General features: G+C 71.9%; 19 protein-coding genes. 13 read left to right on the top strand and 6 right to left on the bottom strand.

The window, feature by feature from the left end:
• The 4 genes from LRP67_RS13150 to LRP67_RS13165 form a co-directional block, all read right to left on the bottom strand.
• Positions 1 to 1,743, bottom strand: coding sequence for a sulfatase (locus LRP67_RS13150; RefSeq protein WP_231270614.1), 1,743 nt, complete (start codon positions 1,741 to 1,743; stop codon positions 1 to 3).
• Between the two features lie 69 nt (positions 1,744 to 1,812).
• Positions 1,813 to 2,397 (bottom strand): AAA family ATPase, encoded by a 585-nt coding sequence (locus LRP67_RS13155; RefSeq protein WP_231270615.1) that lies wholly within the window; start codon positions 2,395 to 2,397, stop codon positions 1,813 to 1,815.
• Entirely contained in the window at positions 2,381 to 3,613 is a 1,233-nt protein-coding gene (locus tag LRP67_RS13160; RefSeq protein WP_231270616.1) for an amino acid deaminase/aldolase, read from the bottom strand. The genes LRP67_RS13155 and LRP67_RS13160 overlap by 17 nt, the downstream gene beginning before the upstream one ends.
• A complete protein-coding gene (locus tag LRP67_RS13165) occupies positions 3,613 to 4,047 on the bottom strand; it encodes a hypothetical protein (protein ID WP_231270617.1) in 435 nt (144 codons plus the stop codon). The genes LRP67_RS13160 and LRP67_RS13165 overlap by 1 nt, the downstream gene beginning before the upstream one ends.
• A 184-nt stretch (positions 4,048 to 4,231) precedes the next feature.
• Between LRP67_RS13165 and LRP67_RS13170 the strand changes: the two genes are divergently transcribed.
• The 6 genes from LRP67_RS13170 (at position 4,232) to LRP67_RS13195 (ending at position 8,342) form a co-directional block, all read left to right on the top strand.
• Positions 4,232 to 4,714 carry an SseB family protein gene (locus LRP67_RS13170; RefSeq protein WP_231270618.1) on the top strand — a complete coding sequence of 161 codons (483 nt, stop codon included), beginning with the start codon at positions 4,232 to 4,234 and terminating at the stop codon, positions 4,712 to 4,714.
• 242 nt (positions 4,715 to 4,956) lie between these two features.
• Positions 4,957 to 5,706 (top strand): translation initiation factor IF-3, encoded by a 750-nt coding sequence (infC, locus tag LRP67_RS13175; protein ID WP_269211524.1) that lies wholly within the window; start codon positions 4,957 to 4,959, stop codon positions 5,704 to 5,706.
• An 81-nt stretch (positions 5,707 to 5,787) separates the two neighbouring features.
• Entirely contained in the window at positions 5,788 to 5,982 is a 195-nt protein-coding gene (rpmI, locus tag LRP67_RS13180) for a 50S ribosomal protein L35 (RefSeq protein ID WP_193609946.1), read from the top strand.
• A gap of 67 nt (positions 5,983 to 6,049) precedes the next feature.
• Entirely contained in the window at positions 6,050 to 6,442 is a 393-nt protein-coding gene (rplT, locus tag LRP67_RS13185; protein ID WP_091025905.1) for a 50S ribosomal protein L20, read from the top strand.
• Between the two features lie 4 nt (positions 6,443 to 6,446).
• Positions 6,447 to 7,277, top strand: coding sequence for an RNA methyltransferase (locus LRP67_RS13190; RefSeq protein ID WP_231270619.1), 831 nt, complete (start codon positions 6,447 to 6,449; stop codon positions 7,275 to 7,277).
• Between the two features lie 9 nt (positions 7,278 to 7,286).
• Entirely contained in the window at positions 7,287 to 8,342 is a 1,056-nt protein-coding gene (locus LRP67_RS13195; protein WP_231270620.1) for an ATP-binding protein, read from the top strand.
• Between the two features lie 15 nt (positions 8,343 to 8,357).
• Here LRP67_RS13195 and LRP67_RS13200 read toward each other — a convergent pair whose 3' ends face one another.
• On the bottom strand, positions 8,358 to 9,170 hold the full coding sequence (locus LRP67_RS13200) for a DeoR/GlpR family DNA-binding transcription regulator (protein ID WP_231270621.1): 813 nt from the start codon (positions 9,168 to 9,170) through the stop codon (positions 8,358 to 8,360).
• Between the two features lie 232 nt (positions 9,171 to 9,402).
• Between LRP67_RS13200 and LRP67_RS13205 the strand changes: the two genes are divergently transcribed.
• The 5 genes from LRP67_RS13205 to LRP67_RS13225 all read left to right on the top strand — a co-directional run bounded on the left by LRP67_RS13205 (position 9,403) and on the right by LRP67_RS13225 (position 16,772).
• A complete protein-coding gene (locus LRP67_RS13205; RefSeq protein ID WP_231270622.1) occupies positions 9,403 to 11,940 on the top strand; it encodes a LamG-like jellyroll fold domain-containing protein in 2,538 nt (845 codons plus the stop codon).
• Between the two features lie 146 nt (positions 11,941 to 12,086).
• The gene (locus LRP67_RS13210; protein ID WP_231270623.1) at positions 12,087 to 13,163 is read left to right on the top strand and encodes an ABC transporter substrate-binding protein; all 1,077 of its coding nucleotides are present in this window, start codon (positions 12,087 to 12,089) and stop codon (positions 13,161 to 13,163) included.
• A gap of 8 nt (positions 13,164 to 13,171) precedes the next feature.
• A complete protein-coding gene (locus LRP67_RS13215) occupies positions 13,172 to 14,743 on the top strand; it encodes a sugar ABC transporter ATP-binding protein (RefSeq protein ID WP_231270624.1) in 1,572 nt (523 codons plus the stop codon).
• On the top strand, positions 14,740 to 15,768 hold the full coding sequence (locus LRP67_RS13220; protein WP_231270625.1) for an ABC transporter permease: 1,029 nt from the start codon (positions 14,740 to 14,742) through the stop codon (positions 15,766 to 15,768). Before LRP67_RS13215 ends, LRP67_RS13220 begins: the two co-directional genes overlap by 4 nt.
• Complete coding sequence (locus LRP67_RS13225; RefSeq protein WP_231270626.1) at positions 15,765 to 16,772, top strand: ABC transporter permease; 1,008 nt, start codon at positions 15,765 to 15,767, stop codon at positions 16,770 to 16,772. The genes LRP67_RS13220 and LRP67_RS13225 overlap by 4 nt, the downstream gene beginning before the upstream one ends.
• 16 nt (positions 16,773 to 16,788) lie before the next feature.
• On the opposite strand, the gene LRP67_RS13230 is transcribed toward LRP67_RS13225, so the two are convergent.
• On the bottom strand, positions 16,789 to 17,625 hold the full coding sequence (locus tag LRP67_RS13230; protein WP_231270627.1) for a phytanoyl-CoA dioxygenase family protein: 837 nt from the start codon (positions 17,623 to 17,625) through the stop codon (positions 16,789 to 16,791).
• Positions 17,626 to 17,714: 89 nt separating this feature from the next.
• Between LRP67_RS13230 and LRP67_RS13235 the strand changes: the two genes are divergently transcribed.
• Positions 17,715 to 18,746, top strand: coding sequence for a LacI family DNA-binding transcriptional regulator (locus tag LRP67_RS13235; RefSeq protein WP_231270628.1), 1,032 nt, complete (start codon positions 17,715 to 17,717; stop codon positions 18,744 to 18,746).
• 45 nt (positions 18,747 to 18,791) lie between these two features.
• The gene (pheS, locus tag LRP67_RS13240) at positions 18,792 to 19,889 is read left to right on the top strand and encodes a phenylalanine--tRNA ligase subunit alpha (RefSeq protein ID WP_231270629.1); all 1,098 of its coding nucleotides are present in this window, start codon (positions 18,792 to 18,794) and stop codon (positions 19,887 to 19,889) included.
• The last annotated feature ends 2 nt before the right edge of the window (positions 19,890 to 19,891 follow it).

Here is a 19,891-nt window from a genome sequence, read left to right on the forward strand (position 1 = left end):
CTAGGGGGCTCGGAACCCGTAGAAGGCCAGGACGCGGCGCCAGTACCTGCGGCCAAGGGCGCGCTCGCGGCCAGCGCCCGCGCGGAGCTCGGGCGGCAGCGGGGTCAGGCATTCCTGACCGTCGCAGTGGCGGGTCTGCCACCAGACCCGGCTCAGCGCCCGCTCGGCCTCGCGGTAGGCCCGTTGCCCATGGACGTTGCGCATCTGGAGCGGGTCCCGGGCCAGGTCGTAGAGCTCGGTCTCGCGGGTCCGGCTGCGGATGTAGGAGTAGCGGGCAGTGCGGATGCCGATCGAGGTGCGGGGTCCGCGGAAGCCAGGGGTCTTGCGGTACGACCCGCCGGTGAAGGTGGCCTCGTCGAGGACCGGCGTCGTCCAGCCCTGGTCCCCCTCGAGCATGGTCGGGACCCGGCTGGTGCCGTCGGGCAGGCGCGGGGGCTCGGCGCTCGCCAGGTCGAGGATGGAGGCGGAGACGTCGATCGTGGTGATCGGGTCGTAGCGCTTCGCCTTGGTCCGCATGCCCGGGCCGGTGACCAGGAACGGCACCCGCAGCGACGGCTCGTGGGCGCGGGCCTTGCCGCTGCGCTTGCGGTGCTCGCCGAGGTAGTAGCCGTTGTCAGAGGTGAACATGAAGACCGTGTTGCGCCACTCGCCGCTCCGCTTGAGCTCGCGCACCAGCCGGCGCACCTGGCGGTCCATGACGTAGATCGACTCCGCGCGCTGGCGGGTCAGCTCGGTCATCGCGCGCCTCTCGGCGGCGCTCGGCTCCGCGTTGCGGCGGTAGGCCTCGGGCTTGTCGGAGATGTCCGCCTCGCTGGGGCCGCCGTTCCTGGGCATTCCGGCGCCGCGCGTGATCAGCCGGTCGAAGCGCCCGCGGACCGAGGGCGGCACGGCCGGCGTGCGCAGGTCGTGCGTGTTCCCCGAGGCGTCGGTCATCTGCGCCGGCGGGTCGTCGGACTCGAAGGGACCCCCGAAGTGCGGAGCCACGTAGTTGACGTACATGAAGAAGGGCTTGCTGCCCTGGCCGAACCGGCGGGCCATGTCGACCGAGAAGTCGCCGATCACGTGGGTGTTGTAGCGACCGCGATAGCCGTTGTCGACCTTGCCGTTCACGTTGAACGGCGTGTCCAGGTAGTGGTAGGTCCCGCCGTGGATGCCGACCCCCTCGACGTGGTCGATCGAGCCTCGCCAGTCCGTCCAGCCGCTCGGGACGTAGCGGTAGGACGGCCCGCCACTCACCAGCGAGCGTGCCGGTCCGTAGCGGTTGAGGTACTTGCCGATGAAGCCGGTCGCGTAGCCCGCCTCCGTCAGCGACGTCGCCAGCGTGCGTGAGTCGTCGAAGGCGCCGTAGCCGTAAGGCTCCTCGTGCCACCAGACGTGGTGGTTGTGGGCGTACTGGCCAGTGAGGAAGGACGCCCGCGCCGGGCAGCACAGCGGGTACGGCGAGAAGGAGTTCTGGAAGGTCAGGCCGTGGGCGCCGACCAGCTTGCGCAGCGCAGGCATGAACAGCAGGTCGTCGGCGCGCATGTCGTCGGCCATCACCATGACGATGTTGGGGCTCGACGGAGCGGCCTCACGCGTGGGGCCGCTCACCACGGGCAGGGGAGCGACGCTGGGCCCGGCTGTCCCGGCAGCGCTCGAGCCGGCCGGTCCCTCCGGCTCCTGCGCCCCCGAGAGCACAGCCGTCATCACGGCGGCGAGGGCGACCCCGGCCGCCACCAGGCGGAGCACCACCCGCGGGGTCACGTTCACACCTTAAGTGACGCTCCGGGGTCGAGTTTGGTTGCGACGCGCGCGCATCTTTCTTGTCGCTGATCAGGTGACCCGGCCCGGGGAGCGCGGCGGGGCGGCTGCGGTGCCGTCGACGATCACGTCCGCGCGGTCTCGGGTGCGCTGGTCGGCGAAGTGCTCGGCCTCGGCGCGCATCCAACGCCGCCAGTGCTGCTCGACCTGCGGACCATCGCGGGTCAGGCCGCGCTGCAGCCGCAGAGCGTCGGGAGCCTCCACCCAGGCGAGCACCGTGCAGCGCGCCGCGTGGGCCAACGAGCCGGCGCCGACCCCTTCCAGGACCAGCAGCGGGGCGGGGGCGACGGTGACGGCCTCGACGTACTCCTGCAGGACCCAGTCGTAGCGCCGGTAGCTGCCAGCGGCACCCTCGGTCAGCGGCAGCAGCAGACCGTCCAGCTGGTCGGTGACCCGCGGGAGCCCGTCCCAGCCGTCGTAGAGGTCGTCCATATGCACCACGGGCGCCCCCGCGAGGGCCGCCAGGGAGGCGGCGAGCGTCGTCTTGCCGGAGCCGGCCGGCCCATCGATGCACACGAGCCTCCCGTCGCCCAGCGTCGGGGGCCGCGACCGCGCCAGGTCCAGCAGGTGGCGCGCTGGGTCAGAAGGCGAGCCCATGGCCACGGTAGGACCGCACGGTCTCGTGGATCCGGCTGCCCGAGAGCAGGTGGACCTGGTTGGTGTGCTCGAAGAGCTCGCCGGACTTGGCGTGGCGGAACCACACCAGGTCGCCGATCTTCAGCAGCGCGGCGGGATGGCCGGTGAGCGGGGTCTGCACCTCGCCGGCGCCCTCGAGCCCGGTCAGGTGCAGGCCAGCGGGGGCCCACGGGATCGGGAGGCGGTCCTGGCCGGCCGGTCCGGAGGCCACGAAGCCGCCGCCGTGCACCGTCGCGACCTCCGGGGAGGGACGCCGCACCACCGGCAGGGCGTAGAAGGCCGCCGGGCGAGGCTCAAAGGACTGGTAGTGGTCGAAGAGGGCGGGGACCAGGAGCCCGGAGCCCGCCGCGACCTCGGTCACCACCGGGTCCGCGACGGTGTCCTCGACCGAGCCCGAGCCGCCGGCGTTCCAGAACTCGAGCTCGACGAGCTCGCCGAGCGCGTCCGCGATCTCGCGCCGGCGGACCTCCAGCTGGCTCACCGACATGCTCTTCAGGCGGCGTACGACGAGCGAGCGGGCCTTCGCGGTCGGCACGTCGTCGGGCACGCCGGCGACCTGGCCCTCGTAGGTCATCGCGCCGACGAGGCGGAAGCCGGGGCGGTCGAGGATGGCCCGGGCCAGCCGCGTGACCGAGCCCGCGTCATAGAGCGGAGACCGCTTGGGCCCGACGTGCTGGCGCCCGAGGCGCAGTCCCGCGTCGATCTCGATCGAGACCCGCACCGGCACGGCGTGCGAGGCCCGCACCGAGTCGACGAGGTCGAGGTGGGCCGCGTCGTCGACCATGAGGGTGATCCGGCCGGCCGCCCGGGGCGACTGGACCAACCGGGTGAGCGCGGCACGATCGACCGTGGGGTAGGCGACGACGATGTCGTCGCTCAGTCCCTCCTCCTCGAGCCAGAGGGCCTCCGAGAGCGTGTAGGCGAGGATGCCCTGGAAGCCGTCCCTGGCGAGCGCCCGGCGGAGCAGGGCGGGCACTCGGATCGACTTCGACGCGACTCGGATGGGCTTGCCGGAGGCCCGGCGCAGCAGGTCGTCGGCGTTGGCGTCGAAGGCGTCCAGGTCGACCACCGCGAGCGGGGAGCCCAACGGCTCGGGGTGGGCCGCCACGGCCTCGTTGAGCCGTGCCCACAGCCGGTTGCGGTCCACGAAGGAGGAGGAGACCGAGACGGCGGCCATCACTCGATGCCGCGCTTGCGCAGCAGCGCCTCGATCTCGGCCAGGTCGTCGTCGATGGCGGGCTTCGCGCGGGCCCCCGCTCCAGGGCTCGGGGGGACCTCACGCCGGGCGTCTCGACGAGGGGCCTGGCGGCCACCGGAGCGCCGCTCCAGTGCGCGGCCGGCGCCGAAGAGGACCACTGCGAGCCCGGCCACGACCACCCCTGCCCAGACGAGCGGGCTGAAGACCAGCGAGGTGGCCCAGTCGGCCACCGCGTCGCCGATCCGGGTGAGCATCTTCAGGGTCTTGGTCAGGTACGCCGCCAGGGGCAGCAGGGTCAGCCCGGCGGCCTTCAGGGCCGCCGGCAGGCCGCGGCGCCGGTAGGCGAACCAGGTCCAGACGGCGCCGAGCGCCGTCAGCACCAGTGCGAGGGCTGCCCAGGTCACGTCGTCCACGTCCCCAGCGTGGCACAAAGCTCCACGTGGCCCCAGCAGGGCCGGGTGCACCGGCCTCGGACCGGCATGGGGCCCCGGCGGCCGGGATCGCCTTGCGAGATGCCCGTGCACCGCGACCAGGTCATGGACCGGGCTCGATGGGGCGTGTCCGGGGGCACAGTCGCCCGCCCGCCACAATGGCCCGATGAGCGATCGACGCCTTCTCGGCCCCGGGTTCCCCGACGACGCCGGGGAGGCCGACCCGGAGCTGCGTGCCGCGCTGGCGGCGTACGACGACGCGGCGGCGCTGGCCGCGATCGCCCGGTCGCGGCTGCTGGTGCCGGTGGTCGCGGTGCTGGGCGAGGTCGAGGTCGGCGAGGACGGCCTGGCGCGCGACAAGACCAGTGACATGGCCGCCGTGCTCCTCGAGGGCGCCGACGGCCGGCTCGCGATGCTGGCCTTCACGGGCATCGACAGCCTCGCCGCCTGGGACCCGGGGGCTCGCCCGGTGCCGGTCACGGCCCGCACCGCCGCCCAGTCCGCCCTGCAGGAGGAGGCGGCGGCGCTCGTGGTCGACGTCGCCGGCCCGGCGACGTTCGTCCTCGAGGGCGACGACCTGCTCGGCGTCGCCTCCGGCTGGACGCTCACGACGGTCGGCGGGCGCTCCGCGTGGCTGCGGCCCTCGTGAGGGCGATTGGGCACCCGGCGGAATAGTCCGATAGCATGCGGTGTTGACCGATCAGTCCGGGAGACCGGACCGATCACACAAGCGGAGTCAGCTTCATCGTCTCCCACCCGCATCGACCGCCAGGTCGTCGGGTCCGGTCCCGCAGGCTCCGGCCTTGCGCGAGCGCACGTCGCCCGCGTGATCCCGAAGCCGGCGGAGTCGCAGAAGCCCGGACGGGTGGACGCGGTGCGACTGGCTTCCGCTTGAGACAAGCGGGAGCCGTTCTTCATTTCGGGCGGCTTCCGGGCCCCGAACACACTGGAGGACACATCAGCACCGAGCTTCGTATCAACGAGCGGATCCGGGTTCCCGAGGTCCGACTCGTCGGACCCAACGGCGAGACGGTCGGCATCGTGCCGACCGACCAGGCCCTCAAGCTGGCCCAGGAGGCCGACCTCGACCTCGTCGAGATCGCCCCTCAGGGCAAGCCGCCCGTGTGCAAGCTCATGGACTACGGGAAGTTCAAGTACGAGAACGCCCAGAAGGCCCGTGAGGCGCGCCGGAACCAGACGAACGTGATCATCAAGGAGATGAAGCTTCGTCCCAAGATCGACGCGCACGACTACGAGACCAAGAAGGGTCACGTGGTGCGGTTCCTGCGCGCCGGCGACAAGGTCAAGATCACGATCATGTTCCGCGGTCGCGAGCAGCACCGCCCCGAGCTGGGCTTCCGGCTGCTGCAGCGGCTCGCCGAGGACGTCTCGGAGCTGGGCTTCGTGGAGTCCTCGCCCAAGCAGGACGGCCGCAACATGATCATGGTCCTCGGCCCGCACAAGAAGAAGGCCGACGCGAAGGTCGACCTGCAGGCCGACAAGGAGACCAAGATGGCCGAGCGTGCCGCCGTCGTGGACGCCGAGAAGGCCGAGCGCGACGCCGCTCACGCGGCGGGACCGGTCGCGCAGAAGAAGGAGCGCGGCCGCTCCGAGAACCTCGATCCCGAGATCGAGGCCTGAGACCCGGGCCGGCGCCACGCCGGCCAGCAGCCGATCGGGTCGCGCCCCGCGCGCGACCACGACCGAAAGAGAGAGACAGAGATGCCGAAGAACAAGAGCCACTCCGGTGCCGGCAAGCGCTTCCGCGTGACCGGCTCGGGCAAGATCCTTCGCGAGAAGGCGGGCAAGCGCCACAACTTGGAGAAGAAGGCCTCCAAGGTCACGCGCCGCCTGACCGGCACGGTCGAGGTCGCCAAGGCCGACACCAAGCGCGCCAAGAAGATGCTCGGCATCTGACCCTCGTCCACCCGTTCGTTGGTCGAGGACTCTCGATCTAGCAACTTCAGCACCAAGGAGTAACACCATGGCACGCGTCAAGCGGGCAGTGAACGCCCAGAAGAAGCGCCGCACCACCCTCGAGCGCGCCGCCGGCTACCGCGGCCAGCGCTCGCGCCTGTACCGCAAGGCCAAGGAGCAGGTCACCCACTCCCTCGTCTACAGCTACAACGACCGCCGCAAGAACAAGGGCAACTTCCGCAAGCTGTGGATCCAGCGCATCAACGCCGCCGCGCGTGCGCAGGGCATGACCTACAACCGCTTCATCCAGGGACTGCACCTCGCCGGCATCGAGGTGGACCGCAAGATCCTCGCCGACCTGGCCGTCAACGACCCGGCCGCGTTCACCGCGATCCTCGAGGCCGCCCGCGCCGCCCTGCCCGAGGACGTCAACGCGCCCAAGGTCGAGGCGACTGCCTAACTCGATGGCGGATGACGGCGCCACGCGCCGGTCTGGTCACCCACCCCTGGCCGCGGGCAACACCCGGGTCAAGGACACGCGTCGGCTCAGCCGCCGCTCGGAGCGATCCGAGCGGCGGCTGTTCCTTGCCGACGGGCCCAAGGCGGTGGAGGCGGCTCTCGAGGTCCCCGGCTGCGTCGTCGAGGTCTTCGCCACCCCGGCCGCCACCGAGCGCTACGCCGCCCTGGCGGAGGCCGCACCCGCCTGGACGCTCGTCGACGACCGGGCGATGGCGGCGCTCAGCGACAGCGTGACGCCGGCCGGCGTCGTCGGCGTGTGCCGGTTCCTGGACCGGCCGCTGACCCACCTGCTGGACCCGGCGCCGGCACTCGTCGCGATCTGCGCGGACGTGCGCGACCCCGGCAACGCCGGCACCGTGATCCGCTCGGCCGACGCGGCGGGGGCAGGCGCGGTCGTGCTCGCCGGCAGCTCGGTCGACGTCTACAACCCCAAGACCGTGCGCGCCAGCGTGGGCAGCGTCTTCCATCTGCCGGTGGCCGTCGTCGACGACGCCGAGCAGGCAGTCCGGGCCGCGCAGGCCGCCGGCCTCGTGGTACTCGCCGCGGACGGCGCCGGCGAGGTCGACCTGTCCGACGCCGCAGACCTGCTCTCGCGCCCGACCGCCTGGCTGTTCGGCAACGAGGCGTGGGGTCTGCCGGCCGAGCTCGCCGCCCTCGCCGACCACCGGGTCGCGATCCCGATCCACGGCCGCGCCGAGAGCCTCAACCTCTCCACCGCGGCCGCGCTGTGCCTCTACGCGTCCGCGACCGCGCAGCGACGCTCCGCACCCTCGTAGGGTGCACGCATGACCGAGGGCACCCCGAGCGCGCAGGCACTGGCCGACGCGCTCCCGGACGGTGTGGTGCTCGCTGACGGCAGCGGCGCGGTCGTCCTCGTCAGCCGGCTTGCCGCCCGGATGCTGGGGGGCTCGGCCGAGGAGCTGGTGGGCCGCCCACTGGCCGACGTCCTGGCCCTGCAGGACCACGGCGGCAGGAGCTGGCACGCCGCCAACACGCCGTACGGCGGCCTGGTCACCCGCACCGCGGTCCCCGAGCAATCCTGGCTGCTGCCCGACGGGACCGAGGTGCTCGTGGCCGCGCGCATCGACCGGCCGTCGCTACGAGAGCCGGTCGCACAGGTGGCGGTGACGATCCGCTCGGGGCGCGGGCGCGCGCGCCTGGACCGCGAGCGCTCCGACCTGGTCGCGACCGTCGCGCACGAGCTCCGCTCGCCGCTGACGGGAGTGAAGGGGTTCGTCCAAGCGCTGCTCCACCGCTGGGACCGGCTCAACGACGAGCAGAAGAAGCTGATGCTCACCACGGTCCATGCCGACTCCGACCGGCTCAGCCGGCTGATCGCCGAGCTCCTCGACGTCGCGCGCATCGACACCGGCCGCCTACAGCTGCACCCGCGGCCCTCCGACGCGGCCGTGCTGGTGCGGCGGATCGCGGACTCGGTCGGCGCCGGCACGTCGCGTGAGATCGATGTGGACATCGGGGGCGACCTGCCGCAGGTCAACGTGGACCCGGACAAGTTCACCCAGGTGGTGACGAACCTGATCGAGAACGCCGTGCGCCACGGGGAGGGCCGCGTATGCGTGCGCCTGCGCCCCCTTCCGGACTCCGCGGAGGCGCCGGGGGTGGAGCTCACCGTGGACGACGAGGGGGACGGCATCCCGGTGGAGCTCCGGCGCCGGGTGTTCACCAAGTTCTGGCGCGGGGGAGTCAGCGGAGGCTCGGGCCTCGGCCTGTACCTCGTCAACGGGCTGGTCCGTGCCCACGGCGGCACCGTGGTGATCACCGACGCCCCTGGGGGCGGTGCCCGGGTCGTGCTCACCTGGCCCTCGGGCAGCATGCTCTGACTGGGAGCTGGGCGCTCAACCGGTGCGCACGTAGCCGTCGCCGGCCGGGCGGTAGGGAGCGATCACCAGGTCGGCGCCCGACTCGCCGATCATGGTGCGGGCCTCCTCGGAGAGACCCTCGTCGCTGACCACCACATCGGCCTGGTCGAGCGGCACGATCGTGCTGATGCCGACGATGCCCCACTTGGTGTGGTCGGCGAGCACGACCACGCGCTGGCCGGCGGCGACCAGGGCCTGGTCGGTGTCCGCCTCATGCAGGTTGGGGGTGGTGAACCCGGCCCGGGCGTTCATGCCGTGCACCCCGAGGAAGACCAGGTCGAGGTGGAGCAGGCGCAGCGACGAGACCGCCACCGGCCCCACCAGCGCATCCGAGGGGGTGCGGACGCCGCCGGTCAGGACGACGTTGGGTGCGGCCGCCCCGGCGCCGTGGAGGACGTCGGCGATGCGCATGGAGTTGGTGACCACCGTCAGCCCCGGCACGTCGCGCAGGTGGTGGGCCAGTGTCCACGTGGTCGTCCCCGCGCTGAGGCCGATCGCGGAGCCGGGCCGTACCAGGGCGGCGGCCGCGGCGGCGATGGCCTCCTTCTCGGCGGTCTGCTGGGCGGCCTTGGTCTCGAAACCGGGTTCGTCGGTGCTCGGCCTGCCGCCTCCGGTGACCGTGGCGCCGCCGTGCACCTTGGCCAGGCCCCCTTGGGCGGCCAAGGTGTCGAGGTCGCGCCGGATGGTCATGTCCGAGACGTTCAGCAGCCGCGCCAGCTCGCTGACCCGCACGGCGCCACGGTGCTCGACCTCTCGCTGGATCCGGGCCTGCCGCTCGGCTGCGAGCATGTGCGACTCCTGGGGCTGGGGACCGGCGGACGCCGGCGGCGGACGGCGCTCATCGTAGAGCGTGGCGGGCGCCTGTGAGGACGTGTGCGAATTTGGGTGAGCATGTTGACATCTCTCATTCTGACCTGTGAGATGGCTCACAGGCAACGGCGACGGGTGCTCGACGACAGCGAGAGCCGGCCGAGCCTGCGGCGGGAGTCCGTCGACGCCGTTCACTCTCGGGAGGCGCCCCATGTCATTGCGTTCCTCGCTCCCAGGCCGCCTCGGGCGGCGCCGCGGCGCCCTCGTCCTCGTGGCCGCACTCGCACTCGGCCCCGCCGTCGTCGCGCAGGCCGGGGAGCCTCCCTCGGCCGTCGAGCAGGAGGACCGGTGGTCGCCGGGCACCCCTCGGCTCGCCACCCCCTGGACATCGCGAGTCTCACCGCGCAACGCGCTGCCGGAGTACCCGCGCCCTCAGATGCGCCGCTCCGAGTGGCGCAACCTCAACGGCCTCTGGCAGTTCTCGGGCGCGGTGGCCGGCGAGCGGCCACCGCTGGGCGAACGGCTGCGCGAGCAGGTGCTGGTTCCCTACCCCATCGAGTCGGCGCTCTCGGGAGTGCAGCGCCACGAGGACTACATGTGGTACCGCCGCCTGGTGCGGGTGCCCAAGAGCTGGCGTGTCGGCGAGCCGGGCCGCCGTCTCCAGCTGCACTTCGGCGCCGTGGACTACCGGGCCCGGGTCTTCGTCAACGGGGTCCGGGTGGCCACCCACCAAGGCGGATACGGTGCCTTCAGTGCGGACGTCACCCGCGCCCTGCGGCCGCGCGGACAGCAGGAGATCATCGTCGGCGTCGAGGACCGCACCGACGCGACCTGGCAGCCGGTCGGCAAGCAGCGGCGCGTCCCGGACCGCGGGATCTTCTACGAAGGTGCCTCCGGCATCTGGCAGACGGTGTGGATGGAGCCGGTCGCGGGGCGCCGCATCGCGCACCTCGACATGGTCCCGGACCTCGACACCAGCTCCCTGCGCCTGCATGCCGACGCGTCCGGCTCCCCCCGGGGACTCCAGGTCGAGGCGACGGTGCTCAACGGCGACAAGGTCGTCAGTCGCACGCGTGGACCGGCGAGCCGGCGGCTCCGACTCCCGGTCCCGCGCGCTCGGCTGTGGAGCCCCGACGACCCGCACCTCTACCGCCTCACGGTGCGCCTCAAGGACGGCCGGCGCACGCTCGACCGGGTCGGCTCCTACTTCGGGATGCGCGAGATCTCCACGGCCCGGGGCGCCGACGGGAGGCGCCGGATCACGCTGAACGGCAAGCCGCTGTTCCTGCTCTCCACCCTCGACCAGGGCTACTGGCCCGACGGCATCTACACCGCTCCGACCGACCAGGCGCTGCGCTTCGACCTGGTGGAGCACAAGCGCCTCGGGTTCAACACGGTGCGCAAGCACATCAAGACCGAGCCCGACCGGTGGTACTACCACGCCGACCGGCTGGGCCTCCTGGTCTGGCAGGACATGCCGGCCATGCGCACGGGCAGCCATCAGATCCCGCCCCGGGCGCAGGCGCAGTTCGAGCGCGAGCTCCACGAGATGGTCGACGAGAAGTCCAGCTGGACCTCGATCATCGGCTGGGTGCCCTTCAACGAGGGCTGGGGCGAGTGGGACCGCGAGGCCACGGGCCGGATCGCGCGCAGCGTCAAGGCCCAGGACCCCACCCGGCTGGTCAACGCCCACAGCGGCGTCAACTGCTGCGACTCCCTCGGCGACTCCGGCCAGGGCGACGTCCTCGACTGGCACCAGTACGTCGGCCCCGGGCAACCCGTCCCGGACGCCCGGCGGGTCGCGATCGACGGTGAGCACGGAGGCTTCGGACTCGAGGTGCGAGACCACATGTGGTTCGAGGACGGTCACGCCTACGAGATGACCCCGGACTCAGCCACCCTCACCCGGCGCTACGTCGAGAACCAGCGCGACGTGCTCGCGACCGCCCGTGCCTGCGGCATCAGCGGCTCGGTCTACACCCAGCTGACCGACGTGGAGCACGAGGTCAACGGCTTCCTGACCTACGACCGACGGGTGCGAAAGATGGACTACGCCCGGGTGCGCGCGGTCAACGAGTCGATCATCGCCGGGGCAAACGACACCGGCGACGGCGGACCGCCCCCGGACTCGGGGACCCCCGGCACCCAGGGGGTCCATGCCTACCCCTTCGACGAGGGGAGCGGGTCCACCGCGGCCGACAGCGTCGGCGACGCCGACGCGACGCTGACGGGGGTCACCTGGACGCCCGGGGTGACCGGCAGCGCCGCCTCCTTCGAGGGCGACGGCGAGGCCGACACCGGCGCCGCGCTGCTCGACACGGCCGGCAGCTACAGCGTGGCCGCCTACGCCCGACTCGACGAGGCCACCGGTGCGTTCCAGACGGTCGTCAGCCAGGACTCCGAGTCCAGCAGCGCGTTCTTCCTCCAGTACTCCGGGCAGGACCAGCGGTGGGCGTTCAGCTTCGTCGGGCTGCGGGCGCTGTCCCCGGCCCGGCCCGAGGTGGGCCGCTGGTACCACCTCACCGGCGTGCGCGACGCGACCGCCGGCACGATCCAGCTCTACCTGGACGGGCAGCTCGTGGCCACCCGCAGCGCCTGCACCGCCGCGGGATCCAGCGGCCACACGGTCATCGGGCGCGGGCAGTTCGGCGGGCACAAGGTGGACTATCTGCGCGGCGACGTCGACGACGTCCGGCTCTTCGACCGAGCCCTCACGGCAGCGGAGGTGGCCTCCCTCGGCCGCCGGTGAGCCCCGACGAGGGCTCCGGGCCGCTCGCGCAGGGTCGCCGGAGAGGACCCTTGTGGGTGATTGCGCAGATCTGTTCGATCCTGTTTTCTTGACGACCTCGGTGTGACGGCTGTCTCACCCTCGACATCCTTCGCAAGGAGCACCTCATGACCAGCACCACCGTGACCCGCTGGAGGCTGGTGACCGCCGCGGCGGTCGCTGCCCTGGCTCTGGCAGGCTGCACCAACTCCGGCGACGAGGAGGCGAGCGACCGCCCCGCCGGCGACGACGAGCAGGTCGTGAAGGAGAGCGAGTCCGCCGGGCCGGGGTGCACGCTCGAGCAGTACGGCGCCAAGAAGCTCGACCTGAAGAACGCCGTGGTGGGCTTCTCGCAGTCCGAGCCGGACACGGCGGCGTTCCGGGCGGCCGAGACCGCCTCGATCCGCGAGGCCGCCGAGCAGGCCGGCGTCAAGAAGCTGATCGTCACCAACGCCAACGCCGAGCTGCCCAAGCAGATCGCCGACGTCCAGGACATGCTCAACCAGGGTGTCCAGATGCTGATCGTCGCCCCGGTCAACTCCGACGGCCTGGACCCGGCCCTCGACGCGGCCAAGCAGAAGGGCGTGCCCGTCCTCACCATCGACCGCAAGGTCACCAACGAGCCCTGCTCCGACTACGTCGCGTTCCTCGGCTCGGACTTCTACGACCAGGGCCAGCGGGCGGCCGACGCCCTGGCCGACGCCACCGGAGGCGAGGGCACGGTCGCGATCCTGCTGGGCTCCTCGGGCAACAACGTCACCGACGAGCGCAACGCCGGCTTCAAGGACCGGGTCGCGGAGGAGTACCCCGACCTCGACATCGCGGAGGAACAGACCGCGAACTTCGCCCGCGACGAGGGTCAGTCGGTGACCGAGCAGCTGCTGCAGTCCAACCCCGACATCACCGCGATCTACGCCCACAACGACGAGATGGCGCTCGGGGCGGTCACCGCCGTCGCCGCGGCCGGCAAGGACGCCGGCGAGGACATCAAGATCGTCTCGATCGACGGGACCCGCAACGCCGTGCAGGCCATCGTCGACGGCGACATCAACGCCGTGATCGAGTCCAACCCGCGCTTCGGCCCCCTGGCCTTCGAGACCATGACGAAGTTCTACGCCGGCGAGGAGATCCCCGAGGACGTCATCATCGAGGACGACGAGTACAACTCCGACAACGCCGAGCAGGACCTCGGGAAGGCGTTCTGAGGCCTGGCGTGAGCATCTCCGAGCAGACCGCGTCAGAGGACGGCACCGCACCGGTCCTGGAGACGGTGGGCGTCACCAAGACCTTCGGCGGCGTGCATGCCCTGCAGGGGGTGGACTTCCAGCTCGCGCCTGGTGAGATCCACGCCCTCGTGGGGGAGAACGGCGCCGGCAAGTCGACGCTGATCAAGGTCCTGACGGGCGTCTATACCCCCGACGCGGGTGAGGTCCGCTACGCGGGGGAGATGCAGCACTTCCGCCGTCCCTCCGACGCGCAGGACGTCGGCATCTCCACGATCTACCAGGAGGTCAACCTGGTCCCGTTGCTGAGCGTGGCCCGCAACATCTTCCTGGGCCGGGAGCCACGCAACCGGGTGGGGCTGATCGACGTACGCGCGATGAACCAGCGGGCCCGCGAGCTGATGCGGGAGCTGACCATCGACCTCGACGTCACCACCGAGCTCGGCCGCCTCGGTCTCGGCGCCCAGCAGATGGTCGCGCTGGCCCGGGCCATGTCGGTGGAGAGCCGGGTCGTGATCATGGACGAGCCCACCTCCTCCCTGGAGGCCAAGGAGGTCGCCACGCTCTTCGCCGTGGCGCGGCGGCTGCGCGAGCGCGGGGTCGGGCTGGTCTTCGTCTCGCACCGGCTCGACGAGCTCTGGGAGCTGTGCGACCGGGTCACGATCCTGCGCGACGGCCGCTGGGTGCACACCGGGTCGATGGCCGGCCTGAGCCGGCTCGAGCTCGTCTCGCAGATGCTGGGGCGCGACGTCGAGGAGGTGGCCTCCGAGGGCGCCACCGAGTTCGGCGCGTCGCACCGGCGCACCGGGGAGCCGGCCCTCGTCGTCTCCGGGATCGAGGTGCGCAATCGCCTGCACGGCATCGACCTGTCCGTGCGACCGGGCGAGGTCGTCGGCCTCGCCGGGCTCCTCGGCTCCGGGCGCAGCGAGACGGTCAAGGCCGTCTACGGCGCCCTGCACACTGACGGCGGGCAGGTGACGGTCGCGGGCACGGCGGTGCGACCCAACTCCGTACGTCGGGCGCTCAAGGCCGGGATCGCGCTGCTCTCGGAGGACCGCAAGGCGGAGGGGATCGTCCCGGACCTCTCGGTGCGCGACAACATCGCGTTGGCCGTCCTGCCCCGGGTCTCGCGCGGCGGCGTGGTCTCCGAGGGGCAGATCGACCGGCTCGTCGAGACGTTCATGCGGCGCCTGAAGATCAAGGCGTCGAGCCCGCAGCAGAAGGTGCGCGAGCTCTCCGGGGGCAACCAGCAGAAGGTGCTGATCGCCCGGTGGCTGTGCACCGAGCCGACCGTGTTCCTGCTCGACGAGCCCACCCGCGGCATCGACGTGGGGGCCAAGAGCGAGGTCCAGGCGCTCATCGACGAGCTCGCCCAGCAGGGCCTGGCCGTGGTGCTGATCTCCAGCGAGATGGAGGAGCTGGTGGAGGGCGCCGACCGGATCGTCGTGCTGCACGACGGCTCGGCGCAGGCCGAGCTGGACAGTAGCGACCTCAGCAGCTCCGAGCTGCTCCGGGCGCTCGCCGGGGACCGAGCGACTGCGAGCGAAGGAGAGGCATCGTGACCGACACCGCGAGCCCCGCCACCACCGGGGCGGGCACGACGGAGCCTTCGGGCCGCACCGGGGACAGCGGCCGGCGCCGCCGCATCGACAGCGACTGGGTGCGTCGCAACGGCGTCTTCGTCGCGCTGCTGCTGCTGCTGGTCTTCAACCTGCTCTTCACCGACAACTTCGCCACGGAGGGCACGCTGCGACTCCAGCTGGTGCAGGTGGCCCCGGTCCTGATCGTGGCGCTCGGCATGGCGCTGGTGATCGGCACGGAGGGCATCGACCTCTCCGTCGGTGCCGTCATGGCCCTCGCCGCGGCCCTCATCCCGCTCTACATCGGCTACGGCACCGGCATCTCCATCGGCATCTCGCTCCTTGCCGGCGTCGTCGTGGGGCTGATCGCCGGGGTCCTGGTCGCCCACGTCGGCGTCCAGCCGATCGTGGCCACGCTCGGTCTCATGGTGGCCGGGCGCGGCGTGGCCAACCTGTTCGGCGGACAGATCAAGAGCATCCGCGACGAGGGCTTTCGCGAGCTCGGCACGGGCAGCGTCCTCGGGATCCCCTACGTCGTGGCCATCGCGGCCCTCGTTGCGCTCGTCGTCGGTCTGGTCGTACGGCGCTCCACCTACGGGCGCCAGCTGGTCGCCATCGGCGGCAACAAGCTCGCAGCCGAGCTGGCCGGGCTGCCGGTCAAGCGCGTGCTGGTGACCACGTACGTCGTATCGGGCCTGCTCGCCGCCATGGCCGGCATCCTGCTGGCCGCGCGCTCGCAGGCCAGCGATCCGACCAAGCTGGGACTCCTCATGGAGCTCTCCGCGATCACGGCGGTCGTCATCGGCGGCACCCCGCTGTCGGGCGGGCAGGTGCGCATCCTCGGCACGGTCGCGGGCGCGCTGCTGATGCAGCTGATCACGGCCACGCTGATCTTCCACAACATCCCGGACTCGTCGGCGCAGATCGTGCAGGCGGTGATCGTGATCGCGGCCGTCTACGTCCAGCTGGGGCGGCGGGGCACGAGCAGGAAGCCGAGGAAGACATGAGCCGCACCGAGGTCGACCCCGCCACCGGCAACTCGCCCGAGGCCGCCATGGCCTCCCGGGCGCGGTTCGCGGCGCTGGTCCAGCGCCAGGGCGCCCTGGCGATCTTCGTCCTGGTGATGGTCGTCGCGAGCTTCAGCTTCGACACCTTCCTGAGCCGCGGCAACCTGACCGGCATCGCGGTGCAGGCGTCGTTCCTCGCGATGCTGGCCCTCGGGATGACGTTCGTGATCATGACCGGCGGCATCGACCTGTCGGTCGGCAGCGTCTTCGCCCTGGGCGGGGTGCTGGCGGCCTGGGGCTCCCAGCACGGCACCCTCGTGGCGTTCGCGCTGCCGCTCGGCGTCTGTGGGCTGATCGGGCTGGTGCAGGGCGTGGTCATCGCCCGAGGCGGGCTGCCGCCGTTCATCGTGACGCTGGCGGGCCTGCTCTTCGCCCGCGGTCTGCTGCTCCTGCTCACCGACGAGGGCGCGACCACCTACAAGGTCCCGGCCGGCTCGGCGTTCCGCAAGCTGGCGCAGAGCGAGCTGCTCGGCATCCCCTATCCGGTCCTGCTGGTGGTCCTCTTCTTCGCCATCGGCGCGCTGGTCCTGCACCGCACGTCGTACGGCGCGACGGTGCTGGCGATCGGCGGGCAGGAGGACGCCGCCGAGCTGATGGGCCTGCCGGTGCAGCGCACCAAGGTCGTCACGTACGTCGCCTCGGCCCTGCTGGCCGGCTTCGGCGGGATCATGATCGCCTCCTACACCTCCTCGGGGGTCACCATCCTCGGCGTCGGCCTGGAGCTCGAGGCCATCGCCGCCGTGGTGCTGGGCGGCACGCTGCTCACCGGCGGGGCCGGCACGATCCTGGGCACCCTGATCGGCGTCCTGCTGCTGCAGGTGATCAAGAACGTCATCAACCAGGTGGGCTCGCTCGACTCCGACTGGCAGGCCGTCGTCAGCGGCACCATCCTGCTCGGCGTCGTCACCCTCCAGCGCTGGCTGACCCGCGCCGAGCGCACCTAACGAACCGCGGGCAGGCTCAGGCCTCGCCCATCACCAGGCCCTCGATCGTGTGCTTCTGGGTGATCGGGGTGAGCTCCTCGACCACCGGGCACGACAGGTGTCGGCGCACCCGCTCGGGCAGCCTGTCCCAGAGCGCCCGGGTCACGGCCAGATCGTGCTTCTCGTCGTTGCCGGCGCCCGGGGCGTCGACGCCGAGCACCAGGACCGGACGGGCCTTCTCCGAGTGGTTCTGCGTGCCCCGGTGCACCGTCAGCGCGGATCGCGCGGAGACGTCACCCCTCTGTGGGTACTTGCGCACGGCCAGCTCCTCGTAGCGAGAGTAGGCCGACTTCGGCGGGAACATGCCGTGCTCGAAGTCCTCCCCGGTGTCCCAGTGGGTCCCGGGCGCGACCTCGAAGGGGCCCATGTCCTCCGCGGTGTCGACGCAGGTGACGTTGAAGGCCAGTGACGTCAGCCGCTTCTCCTCGAGCGTCTCGCGTGGGCTGGGGAAGTCGCGGTGCCACGGCTGGTTGACGGCGCCGGCGAACGGGATGTCGAAGCCGACCTCCACGATCGTGTAGTCGGGTCCGAGGACGGTCTCGCAGACCGCGCGCACCCACGGGTGGTCGACCAGGTCGACGAAGCCGCGCAGGGCCTCGGGATGGATCTCGACGTAGTAGCGGTGGGGGCCCCGCCCGACGGCGCCGCCCTCGCGCGAGCGGGCCTCCTCGAAGGCGACCTCCACGTCCTCGCGGAGCTGCTCGACCCACTCGCGTGAGAACGCGGACTTGCAGCCGATGATGCCGTCGGTGTGGATGGTGGACGAGATGACGTCCGTGTCGATCGGGACGTCGAGTGCTGCGGTGGTCGTCATCGGTACTCCTGCCGAGTCGGGTGTCGGGGTCCAGCTTGCAACGTTGCAATGCCACGTTGCAATACCCTGTGCCCGGGAGGTACGGATTCATGCCAGCCAAGCTCAAGGACGTGGCCGTCCGCGCCGGGGTCTCGGTGCGCACGGTGTCGAACGTCGTCAACACCCCCGAGGTCGTGGCCGAGCGCACCCGGCGACGGGTGCTCATGGCCATCGAGGAGCTCGGCTACCGCCCCAACGTGGCCGCCCGTCAGCTGCGCCGTGGCCGCTCGGAGGTGATCGGCCTGGTCGTCCCGGAGATCGACTCGCCGTACTTCGCGGAGCTGGCCGCCCACGTCGTGCGTGCCGCCGAGGCCCGGGGGTGGACGGTGCACATCGAGCAGACCGACGGCAGCGGCCCGCGCGAGCGCGAGCTCCTCGACGGGGCGCGGGGTCAGGGCGTCGACGGGGTGATCTTCAGCCCGTGGTCGATGACCGCAGATGAGATCTCGCGCCGCACCGCCGCGCCGCCGGTCGTGATGCTGGGGGAGCAGCCCGGCGTGGGCGCCGTGGACCACGTCGCGGTCGACAACCGGGTGGCCGCCGCGAGCGCCACCCGGCACCTGCTCGCCTCCGGGCGCCGCAGGATCGCCGCCGTGGGGCTGCAGCCGCACCTGCGCAACCAGACGGCCCAGCACCGGCTGGCCGGCCACTGCGACGCGCTGGCCGAGGCCGGCGTACCGGACGACCAGCGTCTGCACGTCGCGGTCGAGCGGCTGCACCACGAGGACGGGGTCCGCGCGATGCGGCGCCTCGCCGGCCTCGACGAACTGCCGGACGCGCTGTTCTGCTTCACCGACCAGCTGGCGCTGGGGGCGCTCCGCGCCTGCGCGGACCTGGGCCTGCGGGTGCCCGAGGACGTGGCGCTCGTGGGCTTCGACGACATCGAGGCCGGTCGCTACGCCGTCCCGAGCATCACCACCGTCGGCCCCGACAAGCAGCGGCTCGCCGAGCTGGCCCTGCGCTGCCTGGAGGAGCGGATGCGCGACCACGCGCTGCCCGGTCGCGACCTCGTGGTGCCGCACCGGCTGCTCGTGCGGGAGAGCGCACCCGGCCCGGCGGACCCCCTACGGCAGGCAGAGTGACAACCGGTTCGCGCGGCGTCGAGGGACGTTCCTAGACTTCACCCCGTGTCCGGACCCAACAGCGACTACGACCCCGTGGAGGTCAGTGCTTTGCAGCCCGAAGAGGTCACCGCCGCCCGAGACGCCGCGCTGGCGGCGTTCGCCGCGGCCCGCGACCTCGAGGAGCTCAAGCAGGCCCGCCTCGAGCACGCGGGGGACCGCTCGCCGCTGGCCCTGGCCAACCGCGAGATCGGGGCGCTGCCGCCCCAGGCGCGCAAGGAGGCCGGACAGCGGATCGGGCAGGCCCGGGGCGCGGTCAACCAGGCGCTGACGGCTCGCCAGGAGGTGCTGGAGGCCGAGCACGAGGAGCGGATGCTGGCCGAGGAGACCGTGGACGTCACGGTCCCGACCGACCGCCTGCCCGTGGGCGCGCGCCACCCGCTGACCACCGGATCGGAGCTGATCGCCGACATCTTCGTGGCGATGGGCTGGGAGGTCGCCGAGGGCCCGGTCATCGAGGCCGAATGGCTCAACTTCGACGCGCTCAACCTCGGTCCCGACCACCCTGCTCGCACCATGCAGGACACGTTCTGGACCGCACCCGCCGAGGACCATCTGGTGCTGCGCACCCACACCTCTCCGGTCCAGGCGCGCACCATGCTCACCCGCGAGCCACCGCTCTACGTCGTGTGCCCCGGCCGGGTCTTCCGCACCGACGAGTACGATGCCACGCACAGCCCGATGTTCCACCAGGTCGAGGGGCTGGCCATCGACGAGGGCATCTCGATGGCCCACCTCAAGGGCACGCTCGACCACTTCGCCGCCGCGATGTTCGGCGAGGGCATCACGACCCGCTTCCGGCCGTCGTACTTCCCCTTCACCGAGCCCAGCGCCGAGGTGGACCTGGTCTGCTTCGTCTGCCGGGGGGTCGACTCCGACGCCTGCCGCACCTGCCGCGGCGAGGGCTGGATCGAGTGGGGCGGCTGCGGCGTGGTCAACCCGCGCGTGCTCACCGCCTGCGGCGTCGACCCGGAGCGTTACTCCGGCTTCGCCTTCGGCATGGGCATCGACCGCACCTTGATGTTCCGGCACGGACTCGAGGACCTGCGGGCGCTGTTCGAGGGCGACGTCCGCTTCACCACCGCCTTCGGAAGCGAGCTGTAGGG

This window comes from Nocardioides sp. cx-169, from assembly GCF_021083605.1.
GTDB lineage: Bacteria > Actinomycetota > Actinomycetes > Propionibacteriales > Nocardioidaceae > Nocardioides.

Coding starts and splice junctions, on each gene's coding strand:
- LRP67_RS13195 (WP_231270620.1), top strand. CDS start 7,287: ATGACCGAGGGCACCCCGAGCGCGCAGGCACTGGCCGACGCGCTCCCG.
- LRP67_RS13155 (WP_231270615.1), bottom strand. CDS start 2,397: ATGGGCTCGCCTTCTGACCCAGCGCGCCACCTGCTGGACCTGGCGCGG.
- LRP67_RS13160 (WP_231270616.1), bottom strand. CDS start 3,613: ATGGCCGCCGTCTCGGTCTCCTCCTCCTTCGTGGACCGCAACCGGCTG.
- LRP67_RS13205 (WP_231270622.1), top strand. CDS start 9,403: ATGTCATTGCGTTCCTCGCTCCCAGGCCGCCTCGGGCGGCGCCGCGGC.
- rplT (WP_091025905.1), top strand. CDS start 6,050: ATGGCACGCGTCAAGCGGGCAGTGAACGCCCAGAAGAAGCGCCGCACC.
- LRP67_RS13225 (WP_231270626.1), top strand. CDS start 15,765: ATGAGCCGCACCGAGGTCGACCCCGCCACCGGCAACTCGCCCGAGGCC.
- rpmI (WP_193609946.1), top strand. CDS start 5,788: ATGCCGAAGAACAAGAGCCACTCCGGTGCCGGCAAGCGCTTCCGCGTG.
- LRP67_RS13230 (WP_231270627.1), bottom strand. CDS start 17,625: ATGACGACCACCGCAGCACTCGACGTCCCGATCGACACGGACGTCATC.
- LRP67_RS13235 (WP_231270628.1), top strand. CDS start 17,715: ATGCCAGCCAAGCTCAAGGACGTGGCCGTCCGCGCCGGGGTCTCGGTG.
- LRP67_RS13190 (WP_231270619.1), top strand. CDS start 6,447: ATGGCGGATGACGGCGCCACGCGCCGGTCTGGTCACCCACCCCTGGCC.
- LRP67_RS13210 (WP_231270623.1), top strand. CDS start 12,087: ATGACCAGCACCACCGTGACCCGCTGGAGGCTGGTGACCGCCGCGGCG.
- LRP67_RS13170 (WP_231270618.1), top strand. CDS start 4,232: ATGAGCGATCGACGCCTTCTCGGCCCCGGGTTCCCCGACGACGCCGGG.
- LRP67_RS13200 (WP_231270621.1), bottom strand. CDS start 9,170: ATGCTCGCAGCCGAGCGGCAGGCCCGGATCCAGCGAGAGGTCGAGCAC.